The sequence below is a fragment of the Butyrivibrio sp. Su6 genome, assembly GCF_900108105.1.
In the GTDB taxonomy this organism is placed as follows: domain Bacteria; phylum Bacillota; class Clostridia; order Lachnospirales; family Lachnospiraceae; genus Butyrivibrio.
This window is the reverse complement of the sequence record NZ_FNUR01000001.1, coordinates 227,733-252,970: the sequence shown is the minus strand read 5'-3', so window position 1 is coordinate 252,970 and position 25,238 is coordinate 227,733. Positions and strand designations below refer to the sequence as shown.

General features: G+C 39.8%; 21 protein-coding genes and 1 tRNA gene. 1 reads left to right on the top strand and 21 read right to left on the bottom strand.

Annotation, left to right across the window (positions count from 1 at the left end):
* Positions 1 to 4: 4 nt before the first annotated feature.
* The 19 genes from C4S54_RS00980 to C4S54_RS00890 form a co-directional block, all read right to left on the bottom strand.
* On the bottom strand, positions 5 to 943 hold the full coding sequence (locus tag C4S54_RS00980; RefSeq protein WP_103867866.1) for a hypothetical protein: 939 nt from the start codon (positions 941 to 943) through the stop codon (positions 5 to 7).
* Positions 943 to 1,401 (bottom strand): flagellar export protein FliJ, encoded by a 459-nt coding sequence (locus C4S54_RS00975; RefSeq protein WP_022775657.1) that lies wholly within the window; start codon positions 1,399 to 1,401, stop codon positions 943 to 945. The genes C4S54_RS00980 and C4S54_RS00975 overlap by 1 nt, the downstream gene beginning before the upstream one ends.
* 6 nt (positions 1,402 to 1,407) lie before the next feature.
* Positions 1,408 to 2,766 carry a flagellar protein export ATPase FliI gene (gene fliI, locus C4S54_RS00970; protein WP_103867865.1) on the bottom strand — a complete coding sequence of 453 codons (1,359 nt, stop codon included), beginning with the start codon at positions 2,764 to 2,766 and terminating at the stop codon, positions 1,408 to 1,410.
* 2 nt (positions 2,767 to 2,768) lie between these two features.
* Entirely contained in the window at positions 2,769 to 3,650 is an 882-nt protein-coding gene (locus C4S54_RS00965; protein ID WP_103867864.1) for a FliH/SctL family protein, read from the bottom strand.
* Entirely contained in the window at positions 3,643 to 4,683 is a 1,041-nt protein-coding gene (gene fliG / locus C4S54_RS00960; protein WP_330405543.1) for a flagellar motor switch protein FliG, read from the bottom strand. Before fliG ends, C4S54_RS00965 begins: the two co-directional genes overlap by 8 nt.
* A 17-nt stretch (positions 4,684 to 4,700) precedes the next feature.
* Complete coding sequence (gene fliF, locus C4S54_RS00955) at positions 4,701 to 6,320, bottom strand: flagellar basal-body MS-ring/collar protein FliF (protein WP_103867863.1); 1,620 nt, start codon at positions 6,318 to 6,320, stop codon at positions 4,701 to 4,703.
* A gap of 59 nt (positions 6,321 to 6,379) precedes the next feature.
* Entirely contained in the window at positions 6,380 to 6,724 is a 345-nt protein-coding gene (locus C4S54_RS00950) for a flagellar hook-basal body complex protein FliE (RefSeq protein ID WP_103867862.1), read from the bottom strand.
* Between the two features lie 13 nt (positions 6,725 to 6,737).
* The gene (gene flgC, locus C4S54_RS00945) at positions 6,738 to 7,184 is read right to left on the bottom strand and encodes a flagellar basal body rod protein FlgC (protein ID WP_022775649.1); all 447 of its coding nucleotides are present in this window, start codon (positions 7,182 to 7,184) and stop codon (positions 6,738 to 6,740) included.
* 14 nt (positions 7,185 to 7,198) lie between these two features.
* Positions 7,199 to 7,594: a flagellar basal body rod protein FlgB gene (gene flgB / locus C4S54_RS00940; protein ID WP_103867861.1), complete on the bottom strand. Its 396-nt coding sequence runs from the start codon at positions 7,592 to 7,594 to the stop codon at positions 7,199 to 7,201.
* Between the two features lie 223 nt (positions 7,595 to 7,817).
* Positions 7,818 to 8,597, bottom strand: a complete 780-nt coding sequence (codY, locus tag C4S54_RS00935; protein WP_103867860.1) for a GTP-sensing pleiotropic transcriptional regulator CodY — start codon at positions 8,595 to 8,597, stop codon at positions 7,818 to 7,820.
* A gap of 166 nt (positions 8,598 to 8,763) precedes the next feature.
* The gene (topA, locus tag C4S54_RS00930) at positions 8,764 to 10,863 is read right to left on the bottom strand and encodes a type I DNA topoisomerase (protein ID WP_103867859.1); all 2,100 of its coding nucleotides are present in this window, start codon (positions 10,861 to 10,863) and stop codon (positions 8,764 to 8,766) included.
* 134 nt (positions 10,864 to 10,997) lie between these two features.
* The gene (locus C4S54_RS00925; protein WP_103868095.1) at positions 10,998 to 13,751 is read right to left on the bottom strand and encodes an FAD-dependent oxidoreductase; all 2,754 of its coding nucleotides are present in this window, start codon (positions 13,749 to 13,751) and stop codon (positions 10,998 to 11,000) included.
* Between the two features lie 141 nt (positions 13,752 to 13,892).
* Complete coding sequence (locus C4S54_RS00920) at positions 13,893 to 14,237, bottom strand: hydrogenase maturation nickel metallochaperone HypA (protein ID WP_022775641.1); 345 nt, start codon at positions 14,235 to 14,237, stop codon at positions 13,893 to 13,895.
* A 69-nt stretch (positions 14,238 to 14,306) separates the two neighbouring features.
* Positions 14,307 to 14,975: a hydrogenase nickel incorporation protein HypB gene (gene hypB, locus C4S54_RS00915; RefSeq protein WP_022775640.1), complete on the bottom strand. Its 669-nt coding sequence runs from the start codon at positions 14,973 to 14,975 to the stop codon at positions 14,307 to 14,309.
* On the bottom strand, positions 14,975 to 16,093 hold the full coding sequence (locus tag C4S54_RS00910; RefSeq protein WP_022775638.1) for a DUF5692 family protein: 1,119 nt from the start codon (positions 16,091 to 16,093) through the stop codon (positions 14,975 to 14,977). The genes hypB and C4S54_RS00910 overlap by 1 nt, the downstream gene beginning before the upstream one ends.
* A 132-nt stretch (positions 16,094 to 16,225) precedes the next feature.
* The gene (hemZ, locus tag C4S54_RS00905) at positions 16,226 to 17,662 is read right to left on the bottom strand and encodes a coproporphyrinogen dehydrogenase HemZ (protein WP_103867858.1); all 1,437 of its coding nucleotides are present in this window, start codon (positions 17,660 to 17,662) and stop codon (positions 16,226 to 16,228) included.
* Positions 17,663 to 17,699: 37 nt separating this feature from the next.
* A complete protein-coding gene (locus C4S54_RS00900; protein WP_242973710.1) occupies positions 17,700 to 18,356 on the bottom strand; it encodes an MBL fold metallo-hydrolase in 657 nt (218 codons plus the stop codon).
* Positions 18,356 to 20,635, bottom strand: a complete 2,280-nt coding sequence (locus C4S54_RS00895; RefSeq protein WP_022775634.1) for a RelA/SpoT family protein — start codon at positions 20,633 to 20,635, stop codon at positions 18,356 to 18,358. The genes C4S54_RS00900 and C4S54_RS00895 overlap by 1 nt, the downstream gene beginning before the upstream one ends.
* Before the next feature lie 5 nt (positions 20,636 to 20,640).
* Complete coding sequence (locus C4S54_RS00890; RefSeq protein WP_103867857.1) at positions 20,641 to 21,165, bottom strand: adenine phosphoribosyltransferase; 525 nt, start codon at positions 21,163 to 21,165, stop codon at positions 20,641 to 20,643.
* A 138-nt stretch (positions 21,166 to 21,303) separates the two neighbouring features.
* On the opposite strand from C4S54_RS00890, the gene C4S54_RS00885 reads away from it, so the two are divergent.
* Positions 21,304 to 21,376, top strand: a tRNA-Thr gene (locus C4S54_RS00885).
* Between the two features lie 61 nt (positions 21,377 to 21,437).
* Here C4S54_RS00885 and glgB read toward each other — a convergent pair.
* On the bottom strand, positions 21,438 to 23,894 hold the full coding sequence (glgB, locus tag C4S54_RS00880) for a 1,4-alpha-glucan branching protein GlgB (protein WP_103867856.1): 2,457 nt from the start codon (positions 23,892 to 23,894) through the stop codon (positions 21,438 to 21,440).
* Positions 23,895 to 23,954: 60 nt separating this feature from the next.
* Complete coding sequence (locus C4S54_RS00875) at positions 23,955 to 25,208, bottom strand: DUF1015 domain-containing protein (protein WP_103867855.1); 1,254 nt, start codon at positions 25,206 to 25,208, stop codon at positions 23,955 to 23,957.
* Positions 25,209 to 25,238 lie beyond the last annotated feature (30 nt).

The following is a 25,238-nucleotide window of genomic DNA, read 5'->3' as shown; positions in this document are numbered from 1 at the left end:
CTCATTATCCTGTAACTTTTGTTGATTTTTGTTCCAGTGCATTTGGTTCTAACAGCTGCGTAAGCTTTGCAGAATTTTCTTTTTCCATAGCTGCAAGAATATCGCCTCTATTTTCAACACTCATCTGAGCCAGTATCCTGGCAACAAGTTCAATCTGATTCTCTGCAACCATCTCATCGAAAATTTCAGCTGCTTTTTTTGCTTTCATACCCGAATAGGTAGTTGCAAATGCCTTTATAGCAGCATCATCTACCTCTCCCTGGATGATCTTTTTATAGATCTCAGCTGCCGTATCAGGGTCAATCATAGCATAATACGAAGCATAGGCTGCTGCATCAGGAGCATAATCGCCATAAACCACACTCTCGTAAAAAGATGCACGCTCCTCATAAAATTTCTTTTGCTGCTGCTCAAAAGGTTCAAGTCTTGCAACCTCAGCCTGAAGCTTTTCAATTGAAGAAGCATAGCTGCTGTTCTGTTCCATCTCAGCCTGTAATGCCTGCTCAAGTCGCTTTATATATGCCTGGGCTTCGTCAATATTTTCAATTCCTGCAGCGCTGGACCCGGCATTACTGTAATCCACTACCGCTTCAGGATTTGTAGTCTGCACTGATCCTTCTGGAAGGATCAGATTGACATAAGGAATATCCCTAAGTAGTGGTGCCAAAATCTCAGAACCAAAATGACCAACATCCAGTTTGATCAAAAGTGCCATTATAGCAAGCCAGATGAGGATAATGAGAAAAGAAATAACTAAAGTAGCAAGGCCTCCTGCATTATCACCGTTTATTTCCGCTGACCTTTCAGCAAATTCCTGCTCCTTTTCCTTTTGCTCTTTTCTCTGTTCTTTTAGTCTTTTCTTATATTCTTTTTTATCAGCTGCAAGTTTTTTCTTGGCCGCCTTAGGATCGTCAGGCGTCATAGTCAAATTGTTATCAGCCATTATCTGGTCTTATCTCCTCTTTGTCCATAGGTAAAGCTGGTTCGCTGATCATTCTCTTTAGCTTCTTCCTGTTTTTCTTCTTCCAAATACTCTGCATAAGCCCTGTCACGAAGGGTCTCCTGCATCTTTCTCTCCTGTATTGCCCTTGTTAACCTTACTCTAACTCTTTCGACTTTTTTTTCGTATTCCTTAACTACTTTTGCCTGAGAAGCAATCATTACATCCATCTGTGCAGTGGCATACTGATTATCCAAGATATCCTGAAGCTTTAAACTCTCTGCATTTCTGAGTTCTTCCGCCTCCAAAAGATAATTCTCTTTTCGTCTGACATATTCATCCAAAATATCAAGCTGCTGATTGAGTTCTGCCTGGGCATTGGCAAATTCCATTTTTACCTGTCCTTCAGTTTTTTGCTTGATATTAAGGACACTCTGCATACGGTAATTAAATCTTGCCATAGGCTATCAATCCCTGAACATATCTATAAGAGTCTGTCTTATTTCTTCAAAGGTAAACTTTTGATCAGTTTCCTGCATAAGAAAAGAATTGACAAGCTCTATTTTAGAAACTGCGTAATCAATATTTTTATTGGCTCCACTCCTGTATGCGCCAATATTTATAAGGTCCTCAGCATCATTATAAGTTGCAAGAACATTTTTGAGCTTTCCTGCAGCTTTTTTATGCTCAGGATCTGCAATTGCTGACATACATCTGGAAATGCTTGCAAGAACATCTATCGCAGGATAATGGTTCTTTTGCGCAAGCTTACGATTAAGGACTATATGCCCATCCAATATACCTCTGGCTGTATCAGTGATTGGTTCATTCATGTCATCACCATCCACAAGAACAGTATAAAGACCTGTAATAGAGCCTTTTCTGGACTTACCTGCTCTTTCAAGGAGCTTGGGCATCTCAGCATATACACTTGGCGGATACCCTCTTGAAACAGGCGGTTCACCACTTGCTAGTCCTATCTCCCTCTGTGCCATTGAAAAACGGGTAAGGGAATCCATCATAAGAAGCACATCTTTTCCCTTGTCTCTAAAGTACTCCGCAATGGAAGTTGCCGTCTTTGCAGCTTTTAATCGCTCAAGAGCCGGTTTATCAGAGGTGGCACAGACAACAATAGACCTCCTCATGCCTTCTTCACCGAGATCTCTTTCTATAAACTCTCTGACTTCCCTGCCTCGCTCTCCAATTAGAGCTATAACATTTATGTCAGCCTGAGTGTTTCTTGCAAACATTCCAAGAAGAGTTGATTTACCAACACCAGATCCTGCAAATATACCAATTCTCTGGCCTTTACCAACGGTCAAAAGACCATCGACAGCCTTTACACCAAGGGACAAGACATCAGAAATAGGATCCCTTGTCATTGGATCTGGTGGCTGATTCTCAACAGAATATGCAACACCGCCTTCAAGGGCTACCCCTTTACCATAGCTTGTGCCATCAATTCTTCCAAGACCATCAAGTGTTTTTCCAAGAAGCCCCTCTCCAACATTAACTCGAAGAGGCGAATCTGTATTTTCAACTATTGAACCATTTCCAATACCACTTGTGTTCTCATAAGGCATCAGCTGAACATGGTTGTCCTTAAAGCCAACAACTTCAGCCATAGCAGGCTTAGGCTGATGCTCATTTCCTGTATCAGAATCCTTCTTCTTGGGATAGATAAGGCATATGTCACCAAGCTTTGCATCAGGCCCTGCAGATTCTATAGTCAGCCCAATAACATTGACCACTTTACCACGGGTACGGTAAAATGGCGCATTTTGCATCTTTTTATATTTTGACAAATCAACTGAAGATACCAGCATATCTATCTCTTCTTTCTGTCAAAAGATAATAATTTAAGCTTTCTGGAAATCTCTGAAAGCTCAACCCCAAGACTACAATCAAAAACTCCGCTGTCTGACTCTATCATGCATTCATTTTCTTTTAAAAGTGGATCTTCTATGATCTCCATCGTAGTATTCGGAGATGTAACACATGCATTCAAAGTCTCTTTTTCATCCATTACTTCATCGTAATCGTCAGACGAAACATGGACTATAAGGTCATTTCCCGGTTCAATCCTTGAAAGAGTATTCTTAAGAAGATGAAGGATTATTCCCTTATCATCCCTAAGCTCTATCCCAAGCACATGCTCATATATCTGTGTGAGAACATCGACCATTTCAGGTTCAAGCTCATCCACAAGCATCTGATATTCCTTCTCAAGACCATCTCTTTGAGCTTCAATATCAGCTTTAAGACTTTCTACAGCAGCCATTCCTTCCTGGTAGCCGGCATCATATCCTTCCTGATGCCCCTGTTCTATAGCTCCCTGCCTTATTTCCTCTGCCTGATTTTGCGCGTCGTTTATAATGGCTTCAGCCTGCTCTGAGGCCTGCTGGAGTTTAAAATCAATCTCAGCCTGCATGGCTTCCATATCGAATTGAGGATCCTCATTTGGAGCGCCAAGAATACTCTGATCTTCTGTGAGCTGATCAAGCTGTTCCATGTCAATTCCGGGAGAAAAATCGATATTTTCCTCACCTTCAGATGAAAGCCCATCATCTTCGGCCATCATAGCTCTTTGTCTCTTGAGCTCCTGCTCCTGAAACTCTTCAATCTTCTTATTTGCAAGCTCATTGTTGTCAATTATCCGGGCGTCTGATTCATCAAAGCTTATAAAAGCTCCTTTAAAAAGATTAGACAACTAGCTCATCACCTCCGCCTCTGGAAATAACAATTTCACCGGAATCTTCAAGCTTTCTGATAACATTAACGATCTTCTGCTGAGCTTCCTCAACATCCTTCATACGAACAGGTCCCATGAAGTCCATATCTTCCTTGATCATGGCTGCAAGACGTTTTGAAAGGTTGTTAAAGATAGCAGTCTGTACGTTCTCAGTTGCTCCCTTAAGAGCAAGGCCAAGGTCAGCATTTTCAACCTCACGCAGCACTCTCTGTATTGAACGGTCGTCCAAAAGAAGTACATCTTCGAAGACGAACATTTTCTTTCTGATCTCGTCTGCAAGTTCCGGTTCTTCGATTTCGAGAGTTTCCATGATATGTTTTTCGGTTGCACGATCTACAGTATTCAAGATTTCTACAACTGCATCTACGCCACCGATAATTGTAAAGTCCTGATTTACCAAAGAAGCAAGCTTAGATTCTAACACTTTTTCAACTTCCTTTATTGTATCCGGGCTCGTTCTATCCATTGCTGCTATACGCTTTGCAACATCAGCCTGCCTGTCAGGTGGAAGTGCTGACAAAATAAGGGCACTTTGAGAAGGTGACATGTAGGATAAAACAAGAGCGATTGTCTGCGGATGCTCATCCTGAATGAATGTAAGTATCTGAGAGGGCTCTGTTTTTCTGATAAATTCGAAAGGCTTAACCTGAAGTGAAGCAGTCAGCTTACTAATAACATCAAGAGCTTTGTCTTCACCAAGAGCTTTTTCAAGAAGTTCCTTAGCATAATTGATACCACCTTCTGCAATGTATTGCTGAGCAAGGCAGACGCCATAAAACTCCTCAAGAACAGCTTCCTTGATCTGCGAAGTGACACTTCGTGTATTTGCAATCTCCAAGGTTAGTTCCTCTATCTCTTCGTCCTTTAGATGCTTAAATATAGCAGATGATTTCTCTGGTCCCAGTGCGATCAGAAGAATTGCTGCTTTTTGTGTACCGGTAAAGCCCTCGGTTAAGGAGCCTTCTCCAGCAGAAACTTCAGTATCCATCATACCCTTTTCCCCTTTAGTTATAGACCGTAGTCTTCATTAAGCCAGTTACGTAAAAGAACTGCAGCAGCTTCCGGATTTTCATCAACAAACTTCTCAATAAGTTTCTTTGTTTCAGAACCCGTATCCATCTCAATATCCTCGAGGGCTTCTTCAGGCTGCGATTCAAGAAGCTGTTCCACAGACAAAGGTTCCGGTTCTGCTTCTTCCTGCGTCTGTTTCTTTGTCCACATGCTTCTGACAATAATGAATGCAAGAAGTCCAAGAATTATCAGAATCATTACAATCTGCAGGATATCTGTGACAGTTATATTAGCACCTGTTCTGTCAAAAAATACATACTCAGTATATGCAGCCATTGCAACATTTGCGGAATCTATGCCTGTTGCTTTGGATACTACATCAATAACTTCAACAGGAACAGTCAAAACTGCAGGTTCAGCATTGGCAAGTTTATACTCTTTCCAGGTCATATTGTTATTTGCTGCGCTGTCGTAATCCTCTTCCTTTACAACAACATAGTTAATTGCTGTGACCGAAATTGATGAGCTTGCATATTGAATTGCCCCCGGTTGATTGGTTCTTGTTGTTATTTTTTCATTTGGAAGATAATCTCTTGATTCTTCAGTTATAGTGGATGTTGAATTCGTATTATCCTGAGTCACATAAGTAGTTTCATTGTCCGCATTTGTATCAGTTCCCGGAATACCACTTACGCCATTAACATTTTCAGCATTATATGTATCTTCGTGGGATAAAACGCCCTGGGTCTGATCCTCTGCAGGTGTATAGTTATGCTCCGTTGTTTCTTCATGTGAAAAATCCATCACGAGATTACTTGCAACTTCAATATTATCGTAAAGCTTAGTCCCTAGCAGAACTTTCTTTACTTCATTTTTTACAAGCTGTTCTGCCTTGGCTTTTAAGGAAAGCTGCGTACTTGCCATACCGGAAATAGTACTGTCCTCATCACCTGCAAAAAGCATATTTCCATTAGTATCAAGGATAACAATATCTTTTGTAGAAGAATTACCTATTGCCTTGGCAACAGCCCTTGCAAGAAAAGCCGCATTGTCTTCATTAAACGTAGCATTTTCATCAAGCTCAAGCAAAATACTTGCTGAAGATTCTTCCTGATTGCCAATGAGTGTGCCATCATTATCAGGAATATGAAGCTGGACGTTAGCACTCTTAATATCAGTGAATCTGTTTATAAAATCCGATTCCAGCCGGCTTTCAAGATATAATACATATTTTTTCTGTTTATCTGCTTCTGTAGTAGAGAAACTGCCGTCAGTAACATTATCAATACTGTAAGCATAAGATTGGATGTCATTTGCACCCAAAAGAAGGCTTGCATTACCCTGATCTTTTTTCAGAACTTTAAATTCCAAGCCATCATCTGACATCTTATAATTTATGGAATTAGAATCAAGAAGCTCTTTTATCTCTGAAGCTTCTTTTGTAGAATTGGCATTGACCAATAACACATATTGAGGTTGGTTCAGAACAGAAACCAAAATGATAATGGTAAGCAGTATTACCGAGCCGGCCCCCACAATCAGGGTCTTTTGCTTGGCAGTAAACTGATTCCACCAGTCGAGAATTTTTTGCCACAGGGCCTTTAATCTATCAGCCATGCATTCTCCCTCCCCATAAACTTAAGAAAACTAATAGTATTGAGCGATATACGGATTGCTCATATCTGCATCTGAGTGATCTCTCTGTATGCAGAAAGGACACGGTCCCTCACAGCTACTGTGTATTGCAGTGCTGTCTGTGCCTTCTGAAGTGCAATAGAAAGATCATGTGTATTATCCGTTTGTCCCAAAGACCACTTTATCTCTTCATTTTCTGCATCTGACAAATAAGCATTCGTAGTATGAATATTCTCTACAGCTCTGTCAAAAATAATTGAAAAAGCCTGCTCATTCCCCTTGCCATCATCGCCTAGCACATTGTAAACTTTGCTATTCAATTTCTCTGCATTTTTTACAGCTCCTGATGTTACATTTCGAAGCTGAGAGATATCAAGAGATGCCATAAGCTACCCTCCATTAACCCTGTCCAAGTTCAAGGCCTCTTGAAGCCAGGTTTTTACTTGCATTAAATGCAGTTGCATTTGCTTCATACGATCTGCTTGCGTCAATAAGGTTAGTCATCTCTGTAACAGTATTAACATTTGGATATGTCACATATCCATTTGCATCTGCGTCAGGATGTGAAGGATCATATACAACATTCATCTGAGTCCAAGTATCATCCTGAACTGTTGTTACCTTAACTCCGGTTCCAGAGTAATGATCCAGTCGTTCATTAAGGATTCTTGAAAAAGGAGTCTGTGTACCCTTTTCTTCAAATCTAACAACCTTTCTGACGTAAGGAGTACCATCTTCAGTTCTTGTTGTATTAGCATTGGCAATATTTTCAGATATGATATCCATTCTAAAGCGCTGGGCTGTCATACCTGATGAGTTAATGTTAAAAGAATCAAATATGCTCATACTTTAATCCTCCTTTATGAAGATTTCGAAACCAACTGTAGATTTGAAAACTCAGATTTTATTCCGGCCATTAAGCCTTGATATTTAATCTGATTTGCTGCAAGCATTACGTTTTCAGTATCAATATCTACATTGTTCTTATCATATCTGTATGAGAAACCTGAATAGTCATTAACTACCCTTGCCTGTAAATGCTTGTCCTTAAGATCCGAAACTTTGGCATCCATACTTTTGTATCTTGAATGTCCAAGAGCCCTCTCAAGCTCATCTTCAAAATTCAGATCCTGACGTTTATATCCCGGTGTGTCCACATTAGCAATATTGTTGGCAATAATTTCGTTCCTGGTCCAGGAAGCATCTGCCGCCTTATCCATAACGTTAATATAGTCAAATACATTACTATTGATCATAGAGCCCCCTTATTAAATCAGAACACAATACGGTCAATTTAACTTATATATATTAATAATATGATTTTTATTAACAAAATACAAGTAAAACATACTTCATATTGTGTTTATACATGTTTGGTTATACAAAATAAAGTAAACAAAAAAGGATTTACCTTGTATAGATAAATCCTTTCATCAAAATCCATCCTGAAATGTATTTTTCACATATATTATCGGCTTTTTATAGTTCCTGTTTAAGCTTTTTGATCTCAGAGAAAACAACATCATTTGTAACTTTTATGTATGTTCCCTTCATACCTGAAGATCTTGATTCTATAACACCAGCGCTTTCAAATTTTCTGAGAGCATTTACAATAACACTCCTTGTTATTCCAACCCTGTCTGCAATCTTACTTGCAACAAGTACGCCTTCCATTCCGTCAAGCTCATCAAATATATGAATGATTGCCTGCATCTCAGAGAAAGAAAGTGTACTTATAGCAGATTTAACAACAGCAAGTTTTCTGCTCTCCTCTGCATTTTCTTCGTTGACAGCCCTGAGCATCTCAAGTCCGACTACTGTTGTCCCATATTCACAAAGAATAATATCGTCTATATCGTATGGTACGTCTGTTTTATAGATAAAAAGCGTTCCAAGTCTCTCACCTGCGATCTCAATAGGTGTAATTATCGCCTGGAATTTTGAAGAATCTATTCCTTCAAAGCCAAGAGTTTCAAGGTTAACATTTTCTTTTGTTGAAAGAATTGTCAGAAGTCTCTCATTTAACATTGGATCAATAAATGATCCAACATTATCTACCAAAAGTTCACTAAGAGATTCAACTCCTGCACTTTCGCCGATACCCAACACTTTACCTTTTTTACTGATAACAAACATATTTGAGGATAAAATGTCGCAAAGAACCCTGCAAATATCATTAAAAACAACTTTTCCGGAATTGCTGTTATGCAACAGTTTTCCAATTTTGCGGGTTTTATCCAGTAGCTGTACACTACTCATGACGTTTCTCCTTTAGAATGTATTTCCCCCTTAGTTGAAATTGTGAACGTTATTACGTATATAGCACAATTACACTATTGTTATCATATCATAAAAAAATAGGCGCTTCAAACCTTGAAGCGCCTACAATTATGAAAAAAAGCTAAAGATTTCTGAAAATTATTATTTACTTCTTAAGTTCACCGACATATCCGCAATCCGGATTTGTGCAGGTTACCTTGTTACTCTTTGCAACCATAAATGAGCCACACTTAGGACATTTCTCTGCAACAGGCTTTGTCCAGGACATGAAATCACAATCAGGATTATCTATACATCCATAGAACATACGGCCCTTTCTGGTTCTCTTAAGAACAACATCTTTCCCACACTTAGGACATGCAACACCAATCTTCTCATAATATGGCTTAGTGTTTTTACACTCAGGGAAACCTGGACAGGCAAGGAATTTACCATGAGGACCATATTTGATAACCATGTTTCTTCCGCAGTTATCACAGATCTCATCTGTAACTTCATCCTGAACCTGTATCTTTTCCATCTCTTGTTCAGCTGCTTTAACCGCTTCCTCAAGATCAGGATAAAAATTCTCAATAACAGTCTTCCATTTAACATTACCATCGGCAATACCATCAAGAAGCGCTTCCATGTTAGATGTGAAGTTTACATCGACGATCTGAGGGAAAGCATCCATCATCATCTTGTTAACTGCCTGTCCGAGCTCAGTTATATAAAGACTCTTATTCTCTTTTGTAATATAATGTCTTGCCATGATCGTTGAAATTGTCGGAGCATAGGTACTAGGTCTTCCAATACCAAGGGCTTCAAGATCATGAACAAGTGAAGCTTCTGTATAGTGAGGAGCAGGCTGTGTAAAGTGCTGTGCGCTTTCAAAAGAATCAAAGGAAAGCTTTGTATCTGTATCCAGATTCTTCATGAGCACATTCTTTTCAATCTGATCGTCTTCATCAGTATATACATTTAAGAAACCATCAAAAACTGTCTTTGAAGCTGATACAGTAAATCTGCTTTCTCCTGCATCAATCTTAACTGATGTAGTCTCGTATTTGGCAGCTGCCATACGGCTTGCCATAAATCTTCTCCAGATAAGCTGGTAAAGTCTGAACTGATCTCTTGAAAGGAAATCCTTAACCTTTACAGGAGTATTTGTAATGATTGAAGGTCTGATCGCTTCATGAGCATCCTGAATCTTTACATCGCTCTTTTTAGCTGCCAAACCTTCAGCAATATATTTCTCACCGAAGTTCTCTAAAATATATTCATTGGCTGATGCCACTGCTTCATCAGATACTCTGGTAGAATCAGTTCTAAGATATGTGATAAGACCTACAGTTCCCTGACTGCCAAGATCAATTCCTTCATAGAGCTGCTGCGCAACACGCATAGTCTTCTGTGTTGAGAAATTAAGTGCTTTTGACGCTTCCTGCTGAAGTGTTGATGTTGTAAATGGTAGCGGAGCCTTCTTGGTCCTTTCTCCCTTCTTCACATCTGAAACAGTATATTTCGCGCCCTCTAAAGACTTCATAATCTTTTCGAGCTGCTCTTTATTCTCGATTTCTTTTTTGTCATTGCCACTTCCATAGTAGTGAGCAACAAGAGGCTTCTTTTCACCCTGAACTTTAAGATTAACATCAAGTGTCCAGTATTCCTTTGGTATAAAAGAATCTATCTCTTCTTCTCTGTCCGCAATGATTCTAAGGGCTACAGACTGAACTCGACCTGCGCTGAGACCTCTTTTGATCTTGTTCCAAAGAAGTGGTGAAATACTATATCCAACCATTCTGTCAAGGACACGTCTTGCCTGCTGAGCATCTACGAGATTCATATCGATATCTCTTGGATGCTTCATGGCTTCCTTAACAGCGTTTTTAGTGATCTCATTAAATGTAACTCGCTGAATCTTGGCATCTGCCTGATCTAACTTAAGGGCAGAAATAAGATGCCAGGAAATAGCCTCACCTTCACGGTCCGGGTCAGTTGCGAGATATACTTTATCTGCTTTTTTGACCTGTCTTCTAAGAGCTGCCAAAACATCTCCCTTTCCGCGAATAGTTATATATTTAGGCTCAAAATCATTATTTACGTCAACACCCATCTGACTTCTTGGAAGATCTCTTACGTGACCGTTTGACGCAGCTACTTCGTAACCTGAGCCAAGAAACTTCTTGATAGCCTTAACCTTTGTAGGTGACTCAACTATAAGAAGTGATGTTTTCTTTTCTGATGTCTTTTTACTAGTTGCCATTAGGATAGCTTACCCCTTCATAAAAAATTTAAAGTTTAACTTTCTTATTAATAAACATTTTTAAGGATTAAGTCAAGTACCGATTATATCGCACCTGACTTAATCCTTAGTTAATTTATCATTTTTCTATTAAATTACTTATCAGAAAGCCATGCTGTTTCTTTAGGTGTCTTTTTGATAAATGGTCTGCTGACTGCCTGCTTAATACCGTTAGGAAGAATATATTTGAGCTTATCTTCCGCCTTGCGCATTGTAGAGCAATCTGGGTTATCCCTTGTAAGCTTGATTGCATCAAATTCACAACGTGTTGTGCAAAGACCGCAGCCAACGCACTTGTTAGGGTCAACGATTGATGCTCCACAACCAAGACAACGAGATGTCTCTTTCTTGACCTGTTCCTCTGTGAATACAAGCTTTGTATCACGGAATGAAAGTTTACCATCTTCAGGTTTCTTTACACCTGCCTGCTGACGTCCAACATGATCATAATCCTTAATAGAGATATCATCTTTATCAAGTTCGATGAAGAAGTTAGGATCACGGCCAATTGTAAGTGATGAGTGAGGCTGTACGAATCTATGGATTGATTCAGCGCCTTCTTTACCACATGCAATAGCATCGATAGCAAATCTTGGTCCATAGAACATATCTCCGCCTACGAATATATCCTTTACAGTTGTCTGGAAAGTAACTTTATCAGCTACAGGAGCCGGGCCTCTAAATTCAACTTTCTCATCCTTAAGAAGATCGCCCCAGATCGTAGCCTGACCAACAGAGAGAATAACGTTGGAACATGCAATTTCCATTGTCTCATTCTCGTCATACTTAGGATCAAACTTTCCTTCAGCATTCTTAACCTGTGTACATTTCTTGAATATAATGCCCTTAACTTTTCCGTTTTCAGTGAGGATCTCTTTTGGTCCCCAACCGCCCTTAAACTCAATTCCTTCAGACTCAGCAATTTCAATTTCTTCAGGAAGAGCCGGCATAATATCACGTGTCTCAAGAGATACCTGTGTGATCTTAGGTGAACCACAGCGAATTGCTGTACGGCTAACATCAATAGCAACGTTACCGCCACCGATTACAACAGTATCGCCTGTAAGTTTGTAGCTTTCATCATCTATCACAGCATGAAGGATATCTACACCCTTAAGTACGCCCTCTGCATCTTCTCCAGGAACGTTTACACCACGGCCACCCTGACATCCGATAGCGATATAGAAGGCCTTGTATCCCTGCTCACGAAGCTCTTTAAGGGTAATGTCCTTACCAACTTCAACTCCAAGACGAATATCTACGCCAAGTTCTCTCAATACATCAACTTCTGCTTCAACAACATCTTTTTCAAGAACAAATGATGGAATACCATAAGTTACCATTCCACCCGGTTTCTTATTCTTTTCAAAGATAGTTGGCTTGTATCCCTTAAGTGCAAGATAGTAAGCACAAGAAATACCTGCAGGACCTGCACCGATAATAGCGATCTTTTCATCGAAGCCGCCACCAATCTTTGGAATTACCTTTTCAGGTATGTAACGTGTCTCAGACTTAAGATCACGCATTGATACAAATTTCTTAACTTCATCGATAGCGATAGCCTGATCAATTGTTCCTCTTGTACAAGCATCCTCACAACGACGGTTACATACATGACCACAAACAGCAGGAAGTGGGTTGTACTTCTTTATAAGAGCAAGCGCTTCTTCATATCTTCCCTGTGCAGCCATCTTGAGGTAGCCCTGAACAGGAATATGTGCAGGACAAGCAGTCTTACATGGCGCAGTACCTGTTTTGTGAGTATTGATACGGTTGATATCACGATAATCTTCAGTCCACATATCCTGAGACCACTTTTTCTCAGTTGGAAGTGGCATCTTAGGATAAACTACTTCGCTTCCATCCTTTTTGCAGAGCTTCTGTCCAAGAGTTGCTGCTCCGGCAGGACAAACCTCAACGCATCGTCCACATGCAACACACTTCTCCTTATCAACGTGAGCAATATAAGCTGAACGTGACATATTAGGTGTGTTAAAGAGCTGTGATGTACGAAGTGCATAACATACATTTACATTACAGTTACAGATAGCAAAAATCTTGTGCTGTCCGTCAATGTTTGTGATCTGGTGAACAAAGCCATTGTCCTCAGCCTGCTTGAAGATCTCAAGAGCTTCTTCCTTGGTAATATAGCGACCATCCTTCTGAGTCTCAACAACATAGTCAGCCATATCACCTACAGCAATACACCATCCTTCCGGATCATCAGCGCAGCCCTGATCAAATGTTTTTCTTGATCTTCTGCATGAGCATGGAGAAGCTGCATATTTTCCTTCATAATAATCAAGCCAGTATGAAATATGCTCAAGGTCGATTGACTCTCCCTGCATATTGATAGCTTTTTCTACAGGAATAACATGCATTCCAACGCCTGCTCCGCCCATAGGAACCATATGAGTAAGTCCTTCAAGCGGAATACGGCTCATTCTCTCAAAGAAAGGTCCAACCTCTGGATGAGCCTCAATAACTCTTGAGTTCATGTTGCCAAACTCAGCAGAACCAGGAACATACATAGGAAGAACGTACTGTTTCTCACGTTTTTCATTCTCGTAGTTCCACTCTATAACACCGTTATAAGACATCTCATCGAGCTGATTCTGAAGCTCTTCTTTTGAGTACTCAGGGCAAAGAGCTGCAATTTCCTCAAATGTCTTTGGTTTACGTTTTTCCATCTTAAGTGCAATCTCACACTGAGCGTCAGTGATAAGATTGTAAAGGCCCCAGTATTCAGGGCTTTCTTTTGTTATTTTCTCAATTCCAAGTTTGATATTTTTTCTGTCAGTAACTACCTTCGCAAACTTTGCCAGTGGTTCACGAAAAGGAGCATTCATATCAACCCATTCAGGGATGATTCCAGCCCTTGGATCTACCTTATTACGTCCCGGATCAAGGGAATATGGAGTTGTTAAATCTTTCATATCCATATCATTCATATTCATCTCTCTACCTACCATTTTCCTTTTAAAAACTCATTAAGTAGCCGCTATCTCTTTTATCATAAATTCGTTGCCTTTTAAGAGATATGTGTGCTCACTGCCACAGTTAGGGCAGATCTTGCCATGCGCTACAGTTTCATATTCACTCTTACAGTCCTCACAAAATGTAACTGCCGGAAGAGTTTCAATAATAAGCTCTGAGCCCTTCATAAGCTCAGTTTTATCCGAAGCCCATTTCCACGCATCTGTCAAAAGATGTGGCACTACTCCGGACACTTCCCCCAGTTGTAAAGTTACTGAATGAATTTTTTCAAGTTCATTCTCTTTACCTACTTCAGTAAGGTCATCAATTATACGAAAAACAACGCCCAACTCGTGCATAATTATCCTTTACCCAAGAAGATGCCGGGCGAAGTTGATCGCCTGGCATCCCCATCTTGTTATTGCCATTTATTTTATAGCTTCATCAATCTGAGCTGAGAGCCAGTCAGCCCATTCCTGCATACCCTCACCAGTCTTTGCACAGATAGGAATTATCTTTGCATTGGGATTTCTATACAGGATATTTTCTTTTACCTTTTCAAGGTCAAAATCAAAATAAGGCATAACATCAATCTTATTTATTAAAACCACATCACAAATTGAAAACATCAAAGGATACTTAAGTGGCTTATCATGTCCCTCAGGAACAGATAAGATCATAGCATTCTTGGTGCTTCCTGTGTCAAATTCTGCAGGGCAGACAAGATTTCCAACATTCTCAAGAATTGCAAAATCAACATCGCTTGTATCAAGCTCTCTGATTCCCTGTCTTGTCATGTCAGCATCAAGGTGACACATACCACCGGTATGAAGCTGAATTGCCTTAACACCGGTTGCCGCAATTGTCTTGGCATCAACATCTGAATCAATGTCAGCTTCCATGACGCCAATGCGGTATTTATCTTTCAAGAGCTCAATTGTTTTTTTCAAGGTAGTTGTCTTACCTGATCCAGGAGAAGACATTAAGTTCAAAAGAAATGTCTTGCTCTCCTTAAGCTCCTGGCGCAGTTTGTCAGCATCCTTATCGTTGCTTTCAAATATGCTGCGCTTTACTTCAATAACTCTTACATTATCCATTATTTAGCACGCTCCATTGCAAGCTTGAAGTCCTTTGTATCGCCGAATACTTCATTTGCATATGGATTCTTGCCAAGTTTGATAGATCTCTTGATGATCTCAGTGATGCAAATTACGTTGATAACGATAGCAAGTATAGCAACAACACCCTGAGCTCTAGGATCAGCAGTTATGCCCATGCTAGCGATAATCTCGCCTGCCTGTGCAGTCTTGCCGGCACCTGAGTTGTAAAGGTTAATTGCCTTGTCATAAAGATCCATTGTTGTAATTCCGTTTGCTGTAGCTCCACCGTAGATTGAAGGAAGTGCTGCTGCAAACTTTGAACTAAGCTGGAATGCAGGAACAACCTGAGCCCACATGCACCAGATAGCAAGTGTATTAGCACGGTTCTGGATCCATGCACCCTTGTTCCAGAATGCATTTGCAAATGTAGGAGCAAGAAGAAGTGCAACACCACAGTACCATGAATGTGTAGGAAGGTTGAGGTATGTATACTCAAAGTTCCAAACGTCGTATGCAAGAATAAACCAGATTGTCATATCAGGCCAGAGCATATCTGACTCGTTCTTATCCTTAGATGTATAAAGGTGAACGCAACCTGTCATACAGAAAATGTTGATCATTCCTGCAAGAGCATTAACAACGTTCCACCATCCGCCGTAAATAAATACGCCTTCGTTAGATGCCCACCATGCACCACTTAAGTTTCCTGTGATTGAGAAAGCTGCAAGAGCAGATTCCATATCAGAAACGTTAGCGATCATGATGTTTGCTGCAACGATGAACCATGGGAACCATGCAAACCATTTTTCTTTGCCGATGCCCCATTTGTACTTGATCATCATAAAGCCTACGCAGCCGATATCAGCAGCATAAAGCTTGAAGTAATGGAACCATCCGTCCATGAATGCTACGGTTGGGTTTGATGCACCACCGAACATTCCTAAATGTGCCAGAATAAAATAAACAGTTAAGATACATGGAATCACTACAAATACAACGATTCCACCAGTTTTGGTCCTACGACCAATCTCATTCATAAGAATAAGACCACAGAATACCAACACCCATCCAATGAGCTGCATAGCTGCATGGTTGCTATAAAGTTGGAATAGCATAAAAAACCTCCTTTGATATTGCATTATTATTTTTCTGAGCAATATCGTCATTTTATTATCAATATGATAGCATATTGCACAATATCTTTCAATCTCTTTAGAAAAGTTTAAGGCAAATTGGGGCACTGATTCTTACAAAAACAGTTTCCTCTTTCTATCTATCATTTCATCAATCTGCTCCATGTAAAGTTTTACATCCTTTACATTATCGCACCTCTCTATCCTGCCATCATATCCGTAAACTCTCTTTGTCACAGTGCCGGCTCCAAGCGCAACAATGGATTGAACCTCTTCATTGATCAAAATATTATAAATTCCTGCCTTGCCTTTTCTGGCATAACCGGTATTTTCAAAATTGCCGGATATATTTTTCTGCCTGTATAGGTAATAGGGTTCAAGCCCCATATCCCTTGCTCCCTTCAGGGCAATCTCCATCATTTCTTCTGTATTCTTTATATCATCAAGAATATCTTTTTTATCATCAAAAGAACCGGTGGTGCTATCTTTGCCTCTATGCTTGGCAAGTTCCATGATCTCTGCAAGCTTTGATCCTCTTTTTATAGCAAGGGAATGCACAGTAAGATCATCAGGATCAAGCTTTTTTATCTCTTCCATTGTATAAGCAACATCGCTTGCGCCTTCGCCCGGAAGTCCCAGGATAATATCCATATTGATGTTATCAAAGCCCTCTTCTCTAGCCATATTATAAGCATCGATAAGCTGAGAAACTGTATGCCTTCTTCCTATGAGCTTCAAGGTCTCATCCCTCATTGTCTGAGGATTTACAGAAATTCTGGTCACACCCATCTTCTTCATAGTTTTAAGCTTATCTCTTGTTATAGAGTCAGGTCTTCCCGACTCAACTGTAAACTCTTTTACTTTTGAAAAATCAAGTTTTGACTTAAGGTATCCAATAAGTCTTTCAAGCTGATGAGGCTCAAGAGTTGTAGGTGTACCTCCGCCAATATAAACTGTGTCCAGAGTTTTATCTTTAAAATTCTCTGCAACATAATCAATTTCTTTTTCAAGACAAGTAAGGTAATCGTCAACAATATTCGAAAAAGCTCCTATTGGATAGGACGTAAAAGAACAGTATAAACATGTTGTGGGACAAAAAGGTATCCCTAAATACAGGCTGTAACCATTCTTGTAATCTATACATTTAAGTATTTCTTTTTCCCTGTGGGCAATCTTAAGACTAAGAGCAATCTTTTCATCCGATACACAGTAGATATCTTTCATATAGTGAGCTATCTCATCGTCGCTTTTTCCCTCTTCAATGAGATTCATAACTATCCTTGTAGGTCTTATACCCGTAAGGTTTCCCCAAGGCAGAGTCTTACCTGTTTTAGCAGACAGATCCAGGTAAATGCTCTTTTTAAGCTCATTTTTTGAAACGCTGACATCAACACTTGAAACAGTGATATCAGAATTTAGCCTTTTTACTTCATCTATCTTATCAAGGTCATTCTCTAAAATAACCTTTACATCCTCAGTTGGATAAAAAGCCTTATAAAGGGAATGAATATCGTATGTATACTTATCTTCTTTTATTAAAACAACCTGCATAATAAGCCTCAAATAAATCAAAAAAATATAATCCGCATTAAATAACAAACGGATTATACATTTTTTCGTGTCCTATTGTTGTAATTTCACCATGACCCGGATAAACTACAGTTTCATCAGGAAGAACAAGGAGTTTTTCTTTTATGGATCTGATTATCTCGCTTGTAGAGCCTGTCGGAAAATCAGTTCTTCCAACAGATTCTTCAAACAGGGTATCTCCACTTATCAGAATGCCGCCCTCTTCAAAATAGTAACAGCAGCTCCCCGATGTATGGCCCGGAGTTGCGATCAACTTGCAACTCATACCTGCCGCAGAAATTGTATCTCCGTCCTTATATAAACCATCCGGAACAATCTTAAGGTGCATATTGTAATCGTTTGAGAGATTTAAATATGCATCCTTACACATAGCCTGTTCTTTTTCATAGCAATAGACCTTGGCGCCCGAAAGATTTTTAAGCTCTTCCACGCCGCCAATATGATCAAAGTGCCCGTGTGTCAAAAGGATAAGGTCTATAACAAAACCATTCTCTGATAGCTTTTCATATATTTTTTTGCCCTGATCGGCAGGGTCAAAAAATATAACATGCTTACAATCTTCTGTGTTACATTCAGCATCAGGTTTATAAACAAAATAGCAATTTGTTCCAACCATGCCAAGTGTAAACATTCCAATAGATAAAGCCTTTTCCATCAACCTGTAGTCCTCTCAATGTCAATAACACTGTCAATCTGTCTGATCTTGTCAACAATCTCTCTAAGCTGATTTCTTGATGAAACCTGGAAAGATGTTTCCATTGTAGCAAGTCCCTGCTTACTGGTCCTTGTATTCATGGAAATGATATCGATATTTTTCTCAGTAAGAGCTCGTGATATATCAGCCAAGAGTCCACTTCTGTTATTGGCAAATATCTTGATAGTAGCTGCGTACTTGCCAAAGGACTGAGAATCAGACTGCCATCTGGCCTCAATAAGCCTTGATCTGTCCTCTTCCTGCATCTTGATCACGTTAACACAGTCTCTTCTGTGAATTGATACGCCTCTTCCTCTAGTAACAAAACCGCATATGTCATCGCCGGGAACAGGATTGCAACACTTTGAAAATCTTACAGCCACATCATGAACGCCTTTAACAATTATAGCATTGTCAGATCCTGAAACCTGGGGTGTTACATTGGATTCAGCCACAGCTGCAAGAACTTCTTCATCGGTAATATTGCGCTTGTGCTCTTTATCATTAAGCTCAAGCATCTTATTTACGATCTGGCCTTCCTTTAGCCCGCCATGTCCAACAGCAGCAAGAACTGCGTTCCAGTCGTGGAAACCATATTTCTTTATAACTATATTCTGAAACTCAGGTTTTGAAATAGAGAAAAGATCTATGCCCTTACTCTTACAATACTCAATGAGAAGTTCACGTCCCTTGACTATGTTCTCCTCTTTAAGTTCATTTCTAAACCACTGATTGATCTTGTTTTTGGTAGATGTAGATTTAGCGATCGCAAGCCAGTCTCTGCTGGGTCCTCTGGAATTCTGGCTGGTGATAACTTCAATTCTGTCACCATTTTGAATCTTGTAATCAATAGGAACAAGCTTGCCATTAACCTTGGCACCGATCATCTTATTGCCCACAGCACTATGAATACTGTATGCAAAATCAATAGGTGTCGATCCAGCTGGAAGATTCTTTACATCGCCGGTTGGAGTAAAGCAGTACACATCCTCGGAAAAGAGATTAAGATCACTCTTTAACAGGCTCATAAACTCCTGGTTATCAGACATGTCCTGTTGCCATTCCAATATCTGACGAAGCCAGATAAGCTTCTCTTCCTCGCCGCTTTCAGACTTTTTACCATCTGAAGCTTCCTTATATTTCCAGTGAGCCGCAATACCATATTCAGCTGCACGATGCATATCATAAGTACGGATCTGTATCTCAAAAGGCTGACCTGTCTGGCCTATTAGCGTTGTATGAAGAGACTGGTACATATTGGGCTTTGGCATGGCAATATAGTCTTTAAACCTGCCGGGAATAGGCTTATACATCTCATGTATAACGCCAAGAGCCGCATAACAGTCCTTAACAGTACCAACTATTATCCTGATAGCAAACAGATCATAGATCTGATCCAGAGTCTTATTCTGGTTGCGCATCTTTTTATATATGCTAAAGAAGTGCTTAACTCTGCCGTTTACATCACCCGTAATACCTGCAGCAGAAATAGCATCTCGAACATTTTCACAAATGTCCTCAACGTATTTTTCCCTCTCGCTCTTCCTTGTTGCAACCTTTTCAACAAGATCATAATAAACATCAGGTTTAAGATATTTAAGCGAAAGATCATCAAGCTCAACCTTGATACGGCTGATACCGAGTCTTCCTGCAATAGGTGAGTAAATATCAAGGGTCTCCTGCGCAATCCTGGACTGCTTTTCAGGAGGCATATGAGAAAGAGTACGCATATTGTGAAGCCTGTCCGCAAGCTTTATCAGAATTACTCTGATATCCTTTGCCATGGCAAGAAACATCTTTCTAAGGTTCTGAGCCTGTATATCAAGCTGTTCCTGAGTCTTGCCGGCGCTGTCAGTTGTAAGCTGCAGAGCAGTCAGTTTTGTAACTCCATCTACCAAAAGAGCTACATCCTCTCCAAACTCCTCCTGAATCCCTTCTTTAGTGCATATAGTATCCTCAACGACATCATGAAGAAGACCTGCCGCCAGAGTTTCTTTATCGAGCTCTAAATCTGCAAGTATTATTGCAACACAAAGAGGGTGAATTATATATGGTTCACCCGATTTACGTCTTTGATCTCTGTGGGCTTCAGCCGCCTTTTGATATGCCTTCTCAATAAGAGAAATATCATCCGATGGATGATATTTTCTTACTCTTGCTATAAGTCCTTCATACAGCACATCCGGCGATTGAAATTCCTCAATGGCTTCAATTTTTCCGTCGTCGAAGTTTTGTACCATTAAAATTACTTCCCTTCGTAGCTGATTGCTGCATCAAGTCTGTATTTGCTAAGTCTTTCTCTTCCCTTTAAGCCTTTAAGCTCCATAAGAACAAGAATACCTGCAACTTCGCCGCCAAGCTGTTCTACAAGCTTGATCATAGCTTCGATTGTTCCACCTGTAGCCATAAGGTCATCAACAAGAAGTACCTTCTGTCCAGGCTTGATTGCATCCTTATGAATCTCAAGAACAGCTGTGCCGTATTCAAGATCATATTCAACTTCTACTGTATCGCAAGGAAGTTTTCCTTTTTTACGAACAGGAACAAGTGCCTTACCTCTCTGATAAGCAATAGGTGCGCTGAAAATAAAACCTCTTGATTCAGCACCGAGAACCACATCAAAATCAAGATCTGCAACAAGCCTTGTCATCTCATCGATTGCAAGCTTAAATCCATCAGGATCCTGTAAAACTGATGTTATATCCCTGAACATAATTCCTTCTTCAGGGAAGTTAGGAATGGTTCTAACGTAATCTTTAAGTTCTTTCATATTCGATCCTCTCTAATAAAAAACAATACTTCAATTTAGAATTATAGCACAAATACTGCACATTAGTATAATTAATTCTGAATTTTACTTGTAAATCCATGCTGTGGAATGTATAATTTAATTTGTGCCTTGTGGCAGGCTGGAATAGCGCAGTTGGTAGCGCAACTGATTCGTAATCAGTAGGTCGTGGGTTCAAGTCCCATTTCCAGCTTTATTTTTTTTGCAAAAAAGCTGTGAAATCAAGCATTGCTTGCATTCACAGCTTTTATTATTTATTTCTTTTTAGAAGTTTTAGTTGTAGTCTTTTTAGATTCTTTTGAACCTGTCTTTTTCTTTGAAGAAAGACTCTTTATGGCATCAGCCGATACAATAGTAGAAATTCTCTCTTCTTCAATCTTTTCATACTTTTCTTCTATTGCCTTCTCCTGCTCTAAGAGTTCTCTTTCATATTTTTCTTTGAGCTCTTTTAAGATTCTCTCTTCCTCTTTGCTCTGCATTTCCTTAAGAGCAGCAAGTTTTTCCTGTCTTTCGGCCTCTTTCTTGATTTCCTCTTCTTCCTTTATCGCACGGATCTTTTTCTCCTGCTCAGTATAAGGGACATAGCTAAAGATACAAAGAGATACCGCACCAATCTTAATAGACAGAGAATAGTCGCGTCCATCCACTTCTTTTCTTCTTGCTTCCTTTTTACCCTCATTCAAAACGCCAGTTCCGCCATAGGAAAGGTCATCACTATTGAATATTTCAGTGTATCTGCCATCAGCAGGAACGCCAATTTCAACTGTTCTTTCAACGCCGGCCATATTAGCCACTACAAGAAGCATCTCTTTTGAATCATTGCTTTTTCTTACAAATGAAAGCATACATTCATCAGTAGCCATGTTATTGATCCATTCAAAGCCACCATCAGAGCTGTCAAGCTGATGAAGAGCATCATGATCATAATAGAGCTTATTAAGTTTAGAGAGCATATTTTCAACAAATACAGACTGATCTACAGTAAGGGCATCAGGCTCCATATATAAATGCTTTCTGCCTGGATGAACCATCATGTAGCTGATTGCAAGGCGCAGATTAGCCATCTTTTGTACTGAATCACCAGGCATCAGATAATAAAGCCCCTCAAGACCTTTTTCAAGCTCTTCATGTGTGAATCCAAGAACAAATCTTTCAGTATAGCTGTAAATAATGCTGAAAGTAAGCTCATCATGGTGACCAGCCCTAAAGAGCGGATCATTTTGCATATAGGAAAGGAAGTCCCTTGTCCAGCCGTTATTCCATTTATAATCAAATCCAAGGCCACCATCATCTACTGCATCAGTAACCTGTGGCCAACAAGCTGTCTCTTTTGTAAGGAGAACGACCCCCGGATTGTTTTTATGAATGACAGTTGTGAGCTGTTTAAGAAATTCAAGTGCTTCCAGGTTCTCATTACCGCCATATATATTGGCAATCCATTCACCAGGTTTCCTGTCATAATCAAGATAAAGAATCCTTGAAATGTCAGAAGTTCTAAGGCCATCTATGTGGTAATTTTCAATCCAGTACAAAGCATTGGAAATAAGGAAGTTAGTAACTTCCTTTCTGCCATAATCAAATATCAGATCCCCTGACTTTGGATGAACGCCAATCCTTGGGTCCTCATACTCATAGAGGCACTTTCCATCAAAACTACTAAGGCCGCAAGATGACTTAGGGAAAAATGTAGGAACCCAGTCAAGGATAATTCTTATACCTGCAGCATGGCATGTGTCAATAAATTTCATGAACTCTTCCGGTGTGCCATTCGAATCATCAAGGGCAAAGAAATCCAGAATATGGTAATAGTGCCCCGGAACATGTTTCATTACCGGCATAAGCTCAATAGTGTTAAAGCCATGATTCTGTACATACTCGAGAATATCAGAAGTGATTTCTTCGATTGTACTCCTGCCTTCATGTCTTCCGGCAAAAGCATCGATAGAAATCTCGCAGATTGAAAGTGGTGCTTCATCAAGATCAAATTTTCTTCTCTGTGCAAGCCACTTGGAATCGTTCCAGACAATAGATTTTCTCTCACTGATAACAGAGATCATGCCATTCTCACCGCGGCTAAGCATTGCATATGGATCAGGTCTCTTGAAGATAAGGCCGCTCCTGGTCTTGATCTCAAACTGATATCCATCATTTTCCTTAGCACCTGGGACAAAGATTTCAAATACGCCAATTGGGTCAAGCCTATGCATCTGGCATACTCTTCCATCCCAATTATTAAAATCACCAATAACGCTTACTCTTGCAGCAGAAGGCGCCCAAACAGCAAAAAGAGTTCCCTGAACAGTTCCCCTCTTCATAGGATGTGCGCCAAGTTTTTCATAGATATGGTAGTGTATACCACTGCCAAATTTTATAAAATCCTCTCTGTCCATATACGGTCCAAAAGCATATGGATCATCTACAGTTGTCTCTACCCCATTAACATCTGTGATCACGAGTTTATATCTAAACTTCTCGATGTATGGAACCAAAACAGCATAAAAGCCCGCCTCATCTGCAAGTTCCATAGGATAAGTCTTTTTGGTATTCTCAACCAAAACACTTATCTCTTTTGCATCAGGATAAAAAGCCTGAATAAGATAATTTGAGCCAACTTTATGAGCCCCCAGAATTCTGTGTGGATTGTCGCCATCAGAATAGATAATTTCCTCAATCTCAGGCCAATTCATCATCTTGTAAAGCTTACTATTCATGTCTCCCTCCCCATTGGGTAATTTATAATAAGAAAATATGATCAAAAAACGTGAATTTCACTATACAATTGTACCACAGATATCATGAATAAATAACCCACTTAAGAGCTTAGGTTCAAACCATGTTGACTTAGGAGGCATGAGAAGTCCTTCATCTGCAACCGCAAAGAGTTCCGATATGGATGTCGGATACATGGAAAAGCCCACTTTACAGTCCTTGCCGCATCTTTTCTCTATCTCTGAGAGTCCTCTAATACCACCGATAAAATCAATTCTTTTATCAGTTTTTGGATCACCTATACCAAGGACAGGTGAAAGAATATGATCTTGAAGTATAGATACATCAAGCCCCGCAACAGGATCAGCGGACTTTATGCTTTCTTTTGCATCGAGTCTGTACCAACTGCCATCAAGATACATGCCAAACTCTCCCTTGCAAGAAGGTTTTACAGGAGCATCTTCCTTTTTAACGTCAAATTTCCCAGAAATCCTTTCCATGAACTCAGCCTCAGAAAGGCCATTTAAGTCCTTTACAACACGGTTGTAGTCCATTATTTCAAGTTCATCATCAGGGAAAAGAACTGACAAAAAGTAGTCAGATTTAAGCTTTCCTCTTACCTTTCCTTCACCTTCTTTTCTCTTCATAAGACCAACTTTGACAGCCGAAGCACATCTATGATGACCATCAGCTATATAAATAGAATTTATGGTCGTAAAAATCCTGCTTATTGTATTAACTTCTTCCTCATCAGAGATGACCCAGACTCTGTTCTCAACACCATCCTTAGATTCAAAGTCATAAACAGGCGCATCGCATTCCTTTATTTTCATAACAAGTTCAGATAAAAGCCTGTTTTTTCTATAGCAAAGGAAAATAGGACCAGTCTGGGCATCACAGGTATAGACATGTCTTATTCTGTCTTCTTCCTTGTCAGCTCTGGTATTTTCATGTTTTTTAATAACGCTGTTTAAATAATCATCAATAGATGCGCAGGCAACAATTCCCGTTTGGGTTCTGCCTTTGAAAGTCTGCTCATAAATGTAAAAGCATTTGTCTTCATCCTTGATAAAAGTCCCGTCAGAAATTTGGTCTCTTAGCATATCCCTGGCTTTTTCATATACTTCAGGAGCATACATATCCTGATCCTTAGAAAACTGAGTTTCAGGTCTGTCTATTGCAAGAAAAGACTTGGGATTCTTCATCACTTCTTCATAAGCTTCTTCCCTGTTATAAACATCATAAGGCAGTGCAGCCTTTTCTTTTACAATGTCTGTATTTGGTCTTATTGCACTAAATGGTCTTATATCAGCCATCTTTATTCCTCCGCATATTAAAATCGAGTA

What these genes read in the sequence shown, in the direction of transcription:
- hemZ (WP_103867858.1), bottom strand. Translation starts at nt 17,662, where the DNA reads ATGCAGGTTGTTTTAATAAAAGAAGATAAGTATACATACGATATTCAT.
- C4S54_RS00925 (WP_103868095.1), bottom strand. Translation starts at nt 13,751, where the DNA reads ATGAATGCTCCTTTTCGTGAACCACTGGCAAAGTTTGCGAAGGTAGTT.
- fliI (WP_103867865.1), bottom strand. Translation starts at nt 2,766, where the DNA reads ATGCTGGTATCTTCAGTTGATTTGTCAAAATATAAAAAGATGCAAAAT.
- C4S54_RS00895 (WP_022775634.1), bottom strand. Translation starts at nt 20,635, where the DNA reads ATGGTACAAAACTTCGACGACGGAAAAATTGAAGCCATTGAGGAATTT.
- flgB (WP_103867861.1), bottom strand. Translation starts at nt 7,594, where the DNA reads ATGATCAATAGTAATGTATTTGACTATATTAACGTTATGGATAAGGCG.
- C4S54_RS00890 (WP_103867857.1), bottom strand. Translation starts at nt 21,165, where the DNA reads ATGAAAGAACTTAAAGATTACGTTAGAACCATTCCTAACTTCCCTGAA.
- codY (WP_103867860.1), bottom strand. Translation starts at nt 8,597, where the DNA reads ATGAGTAGTGTACAGCTACTGGATAAAACCCGCAAAATTGGAAAACTG.
- topA (WP_103867859.1), bottom strand. Translation starts at nt 10,863, where the DNA reads ATGGCAACTAGTAAAAAGACATCAGAAAAGAAAACATCACTTCTTATA.
- C4S54_RS00900 (WP_242973710.1), bottom strand. Translation starts at nt 18,356, where the DNA reads ATGGAAAAGGCTTTATCTATTGGAATGTTTACACTTGGCATGGTTGGA.
- glgB (WP_103867856.1), bottom strand. Translation starts at nt 23,894, where the DNA reads ATGAATAGTAAGCTTTACAAGATGATGAATTGGCCTGAGATTGAGGAA.
- C4S54_RS00980 (WP_103867866.1), bottom strand. Translation starts at nt 943, where the DNA reads ATGGCTGATAACAATTTGACTATGACGCCTGACGATCCTAAGGCGGCC.
- C4S54_RS00950 (WP_103867862.1), bottom strand. Translation starts at nt 6,724, where the DNA reads ATGGCATCTCTTGATATCTCTCAGCTTCGAAATGTAACATCAGGAGCT.
- C4S54_RS00875 (WP_103867855.1), bottom strand. Translation starts at nt 25,208, where the DNA reads ATGGCTGATATAAGACCATTTAGTGCAATAAGACCAAATACAGACATT.
- fliG (WP_330405543.1), bottom strand. Translation starts at nt 4,683, where the DNA reads ATGATGGATACTGAAGTTTCTGCTGGAGAAGGCTCCTTAACCGAGGGC.
- hypB (WP_022775640.1), bottom strand. Translation starts at nt 14,975, where the DNA reads ATGGATAATGTAAGAGTTATTGAAGTAAAGCGCAGCATATTTGAAAGC.
- flgC (WP_022775649.1), bottom strand. Translation starts at nt 7,184, where the DNA reads ATGAGCATATTTGATTCTTTTAACATTAACTCATCAGGTATGACAGCC.
- C4S54_RS00920 (WP_022775641.1), bottom strand. Translation starts at nt 14,237, where the DNA reads ATGCACGAGTTGGGCGTTGTTTTTCGTATAATTGATGACCTTACTGAA.
- C4S54_RS00910 (WP_022775638.1), bottom strand. Translation starts at nt 16,093, where the DNA reads ATGCTATTCCAACTTTATAGCAACCATGCAGCTATGCAGCTCATTGGA.
- C4S54_RS00975 (WP_022775657.1), bottom strand. Translation starts at nt 1,401, where the DNA reads ATGGCAAGATTTAATTACCGTATGCAGAGTGTCCTTAATATCAAGCAA.
- fliF (WP_103867863.1), bottom strand. Translation starts at nt 6,320, where the DNA reads ATGGCTGATAGATTAAAGGCCCTGTGGCAAAAAATTCTCGACTGGTGG.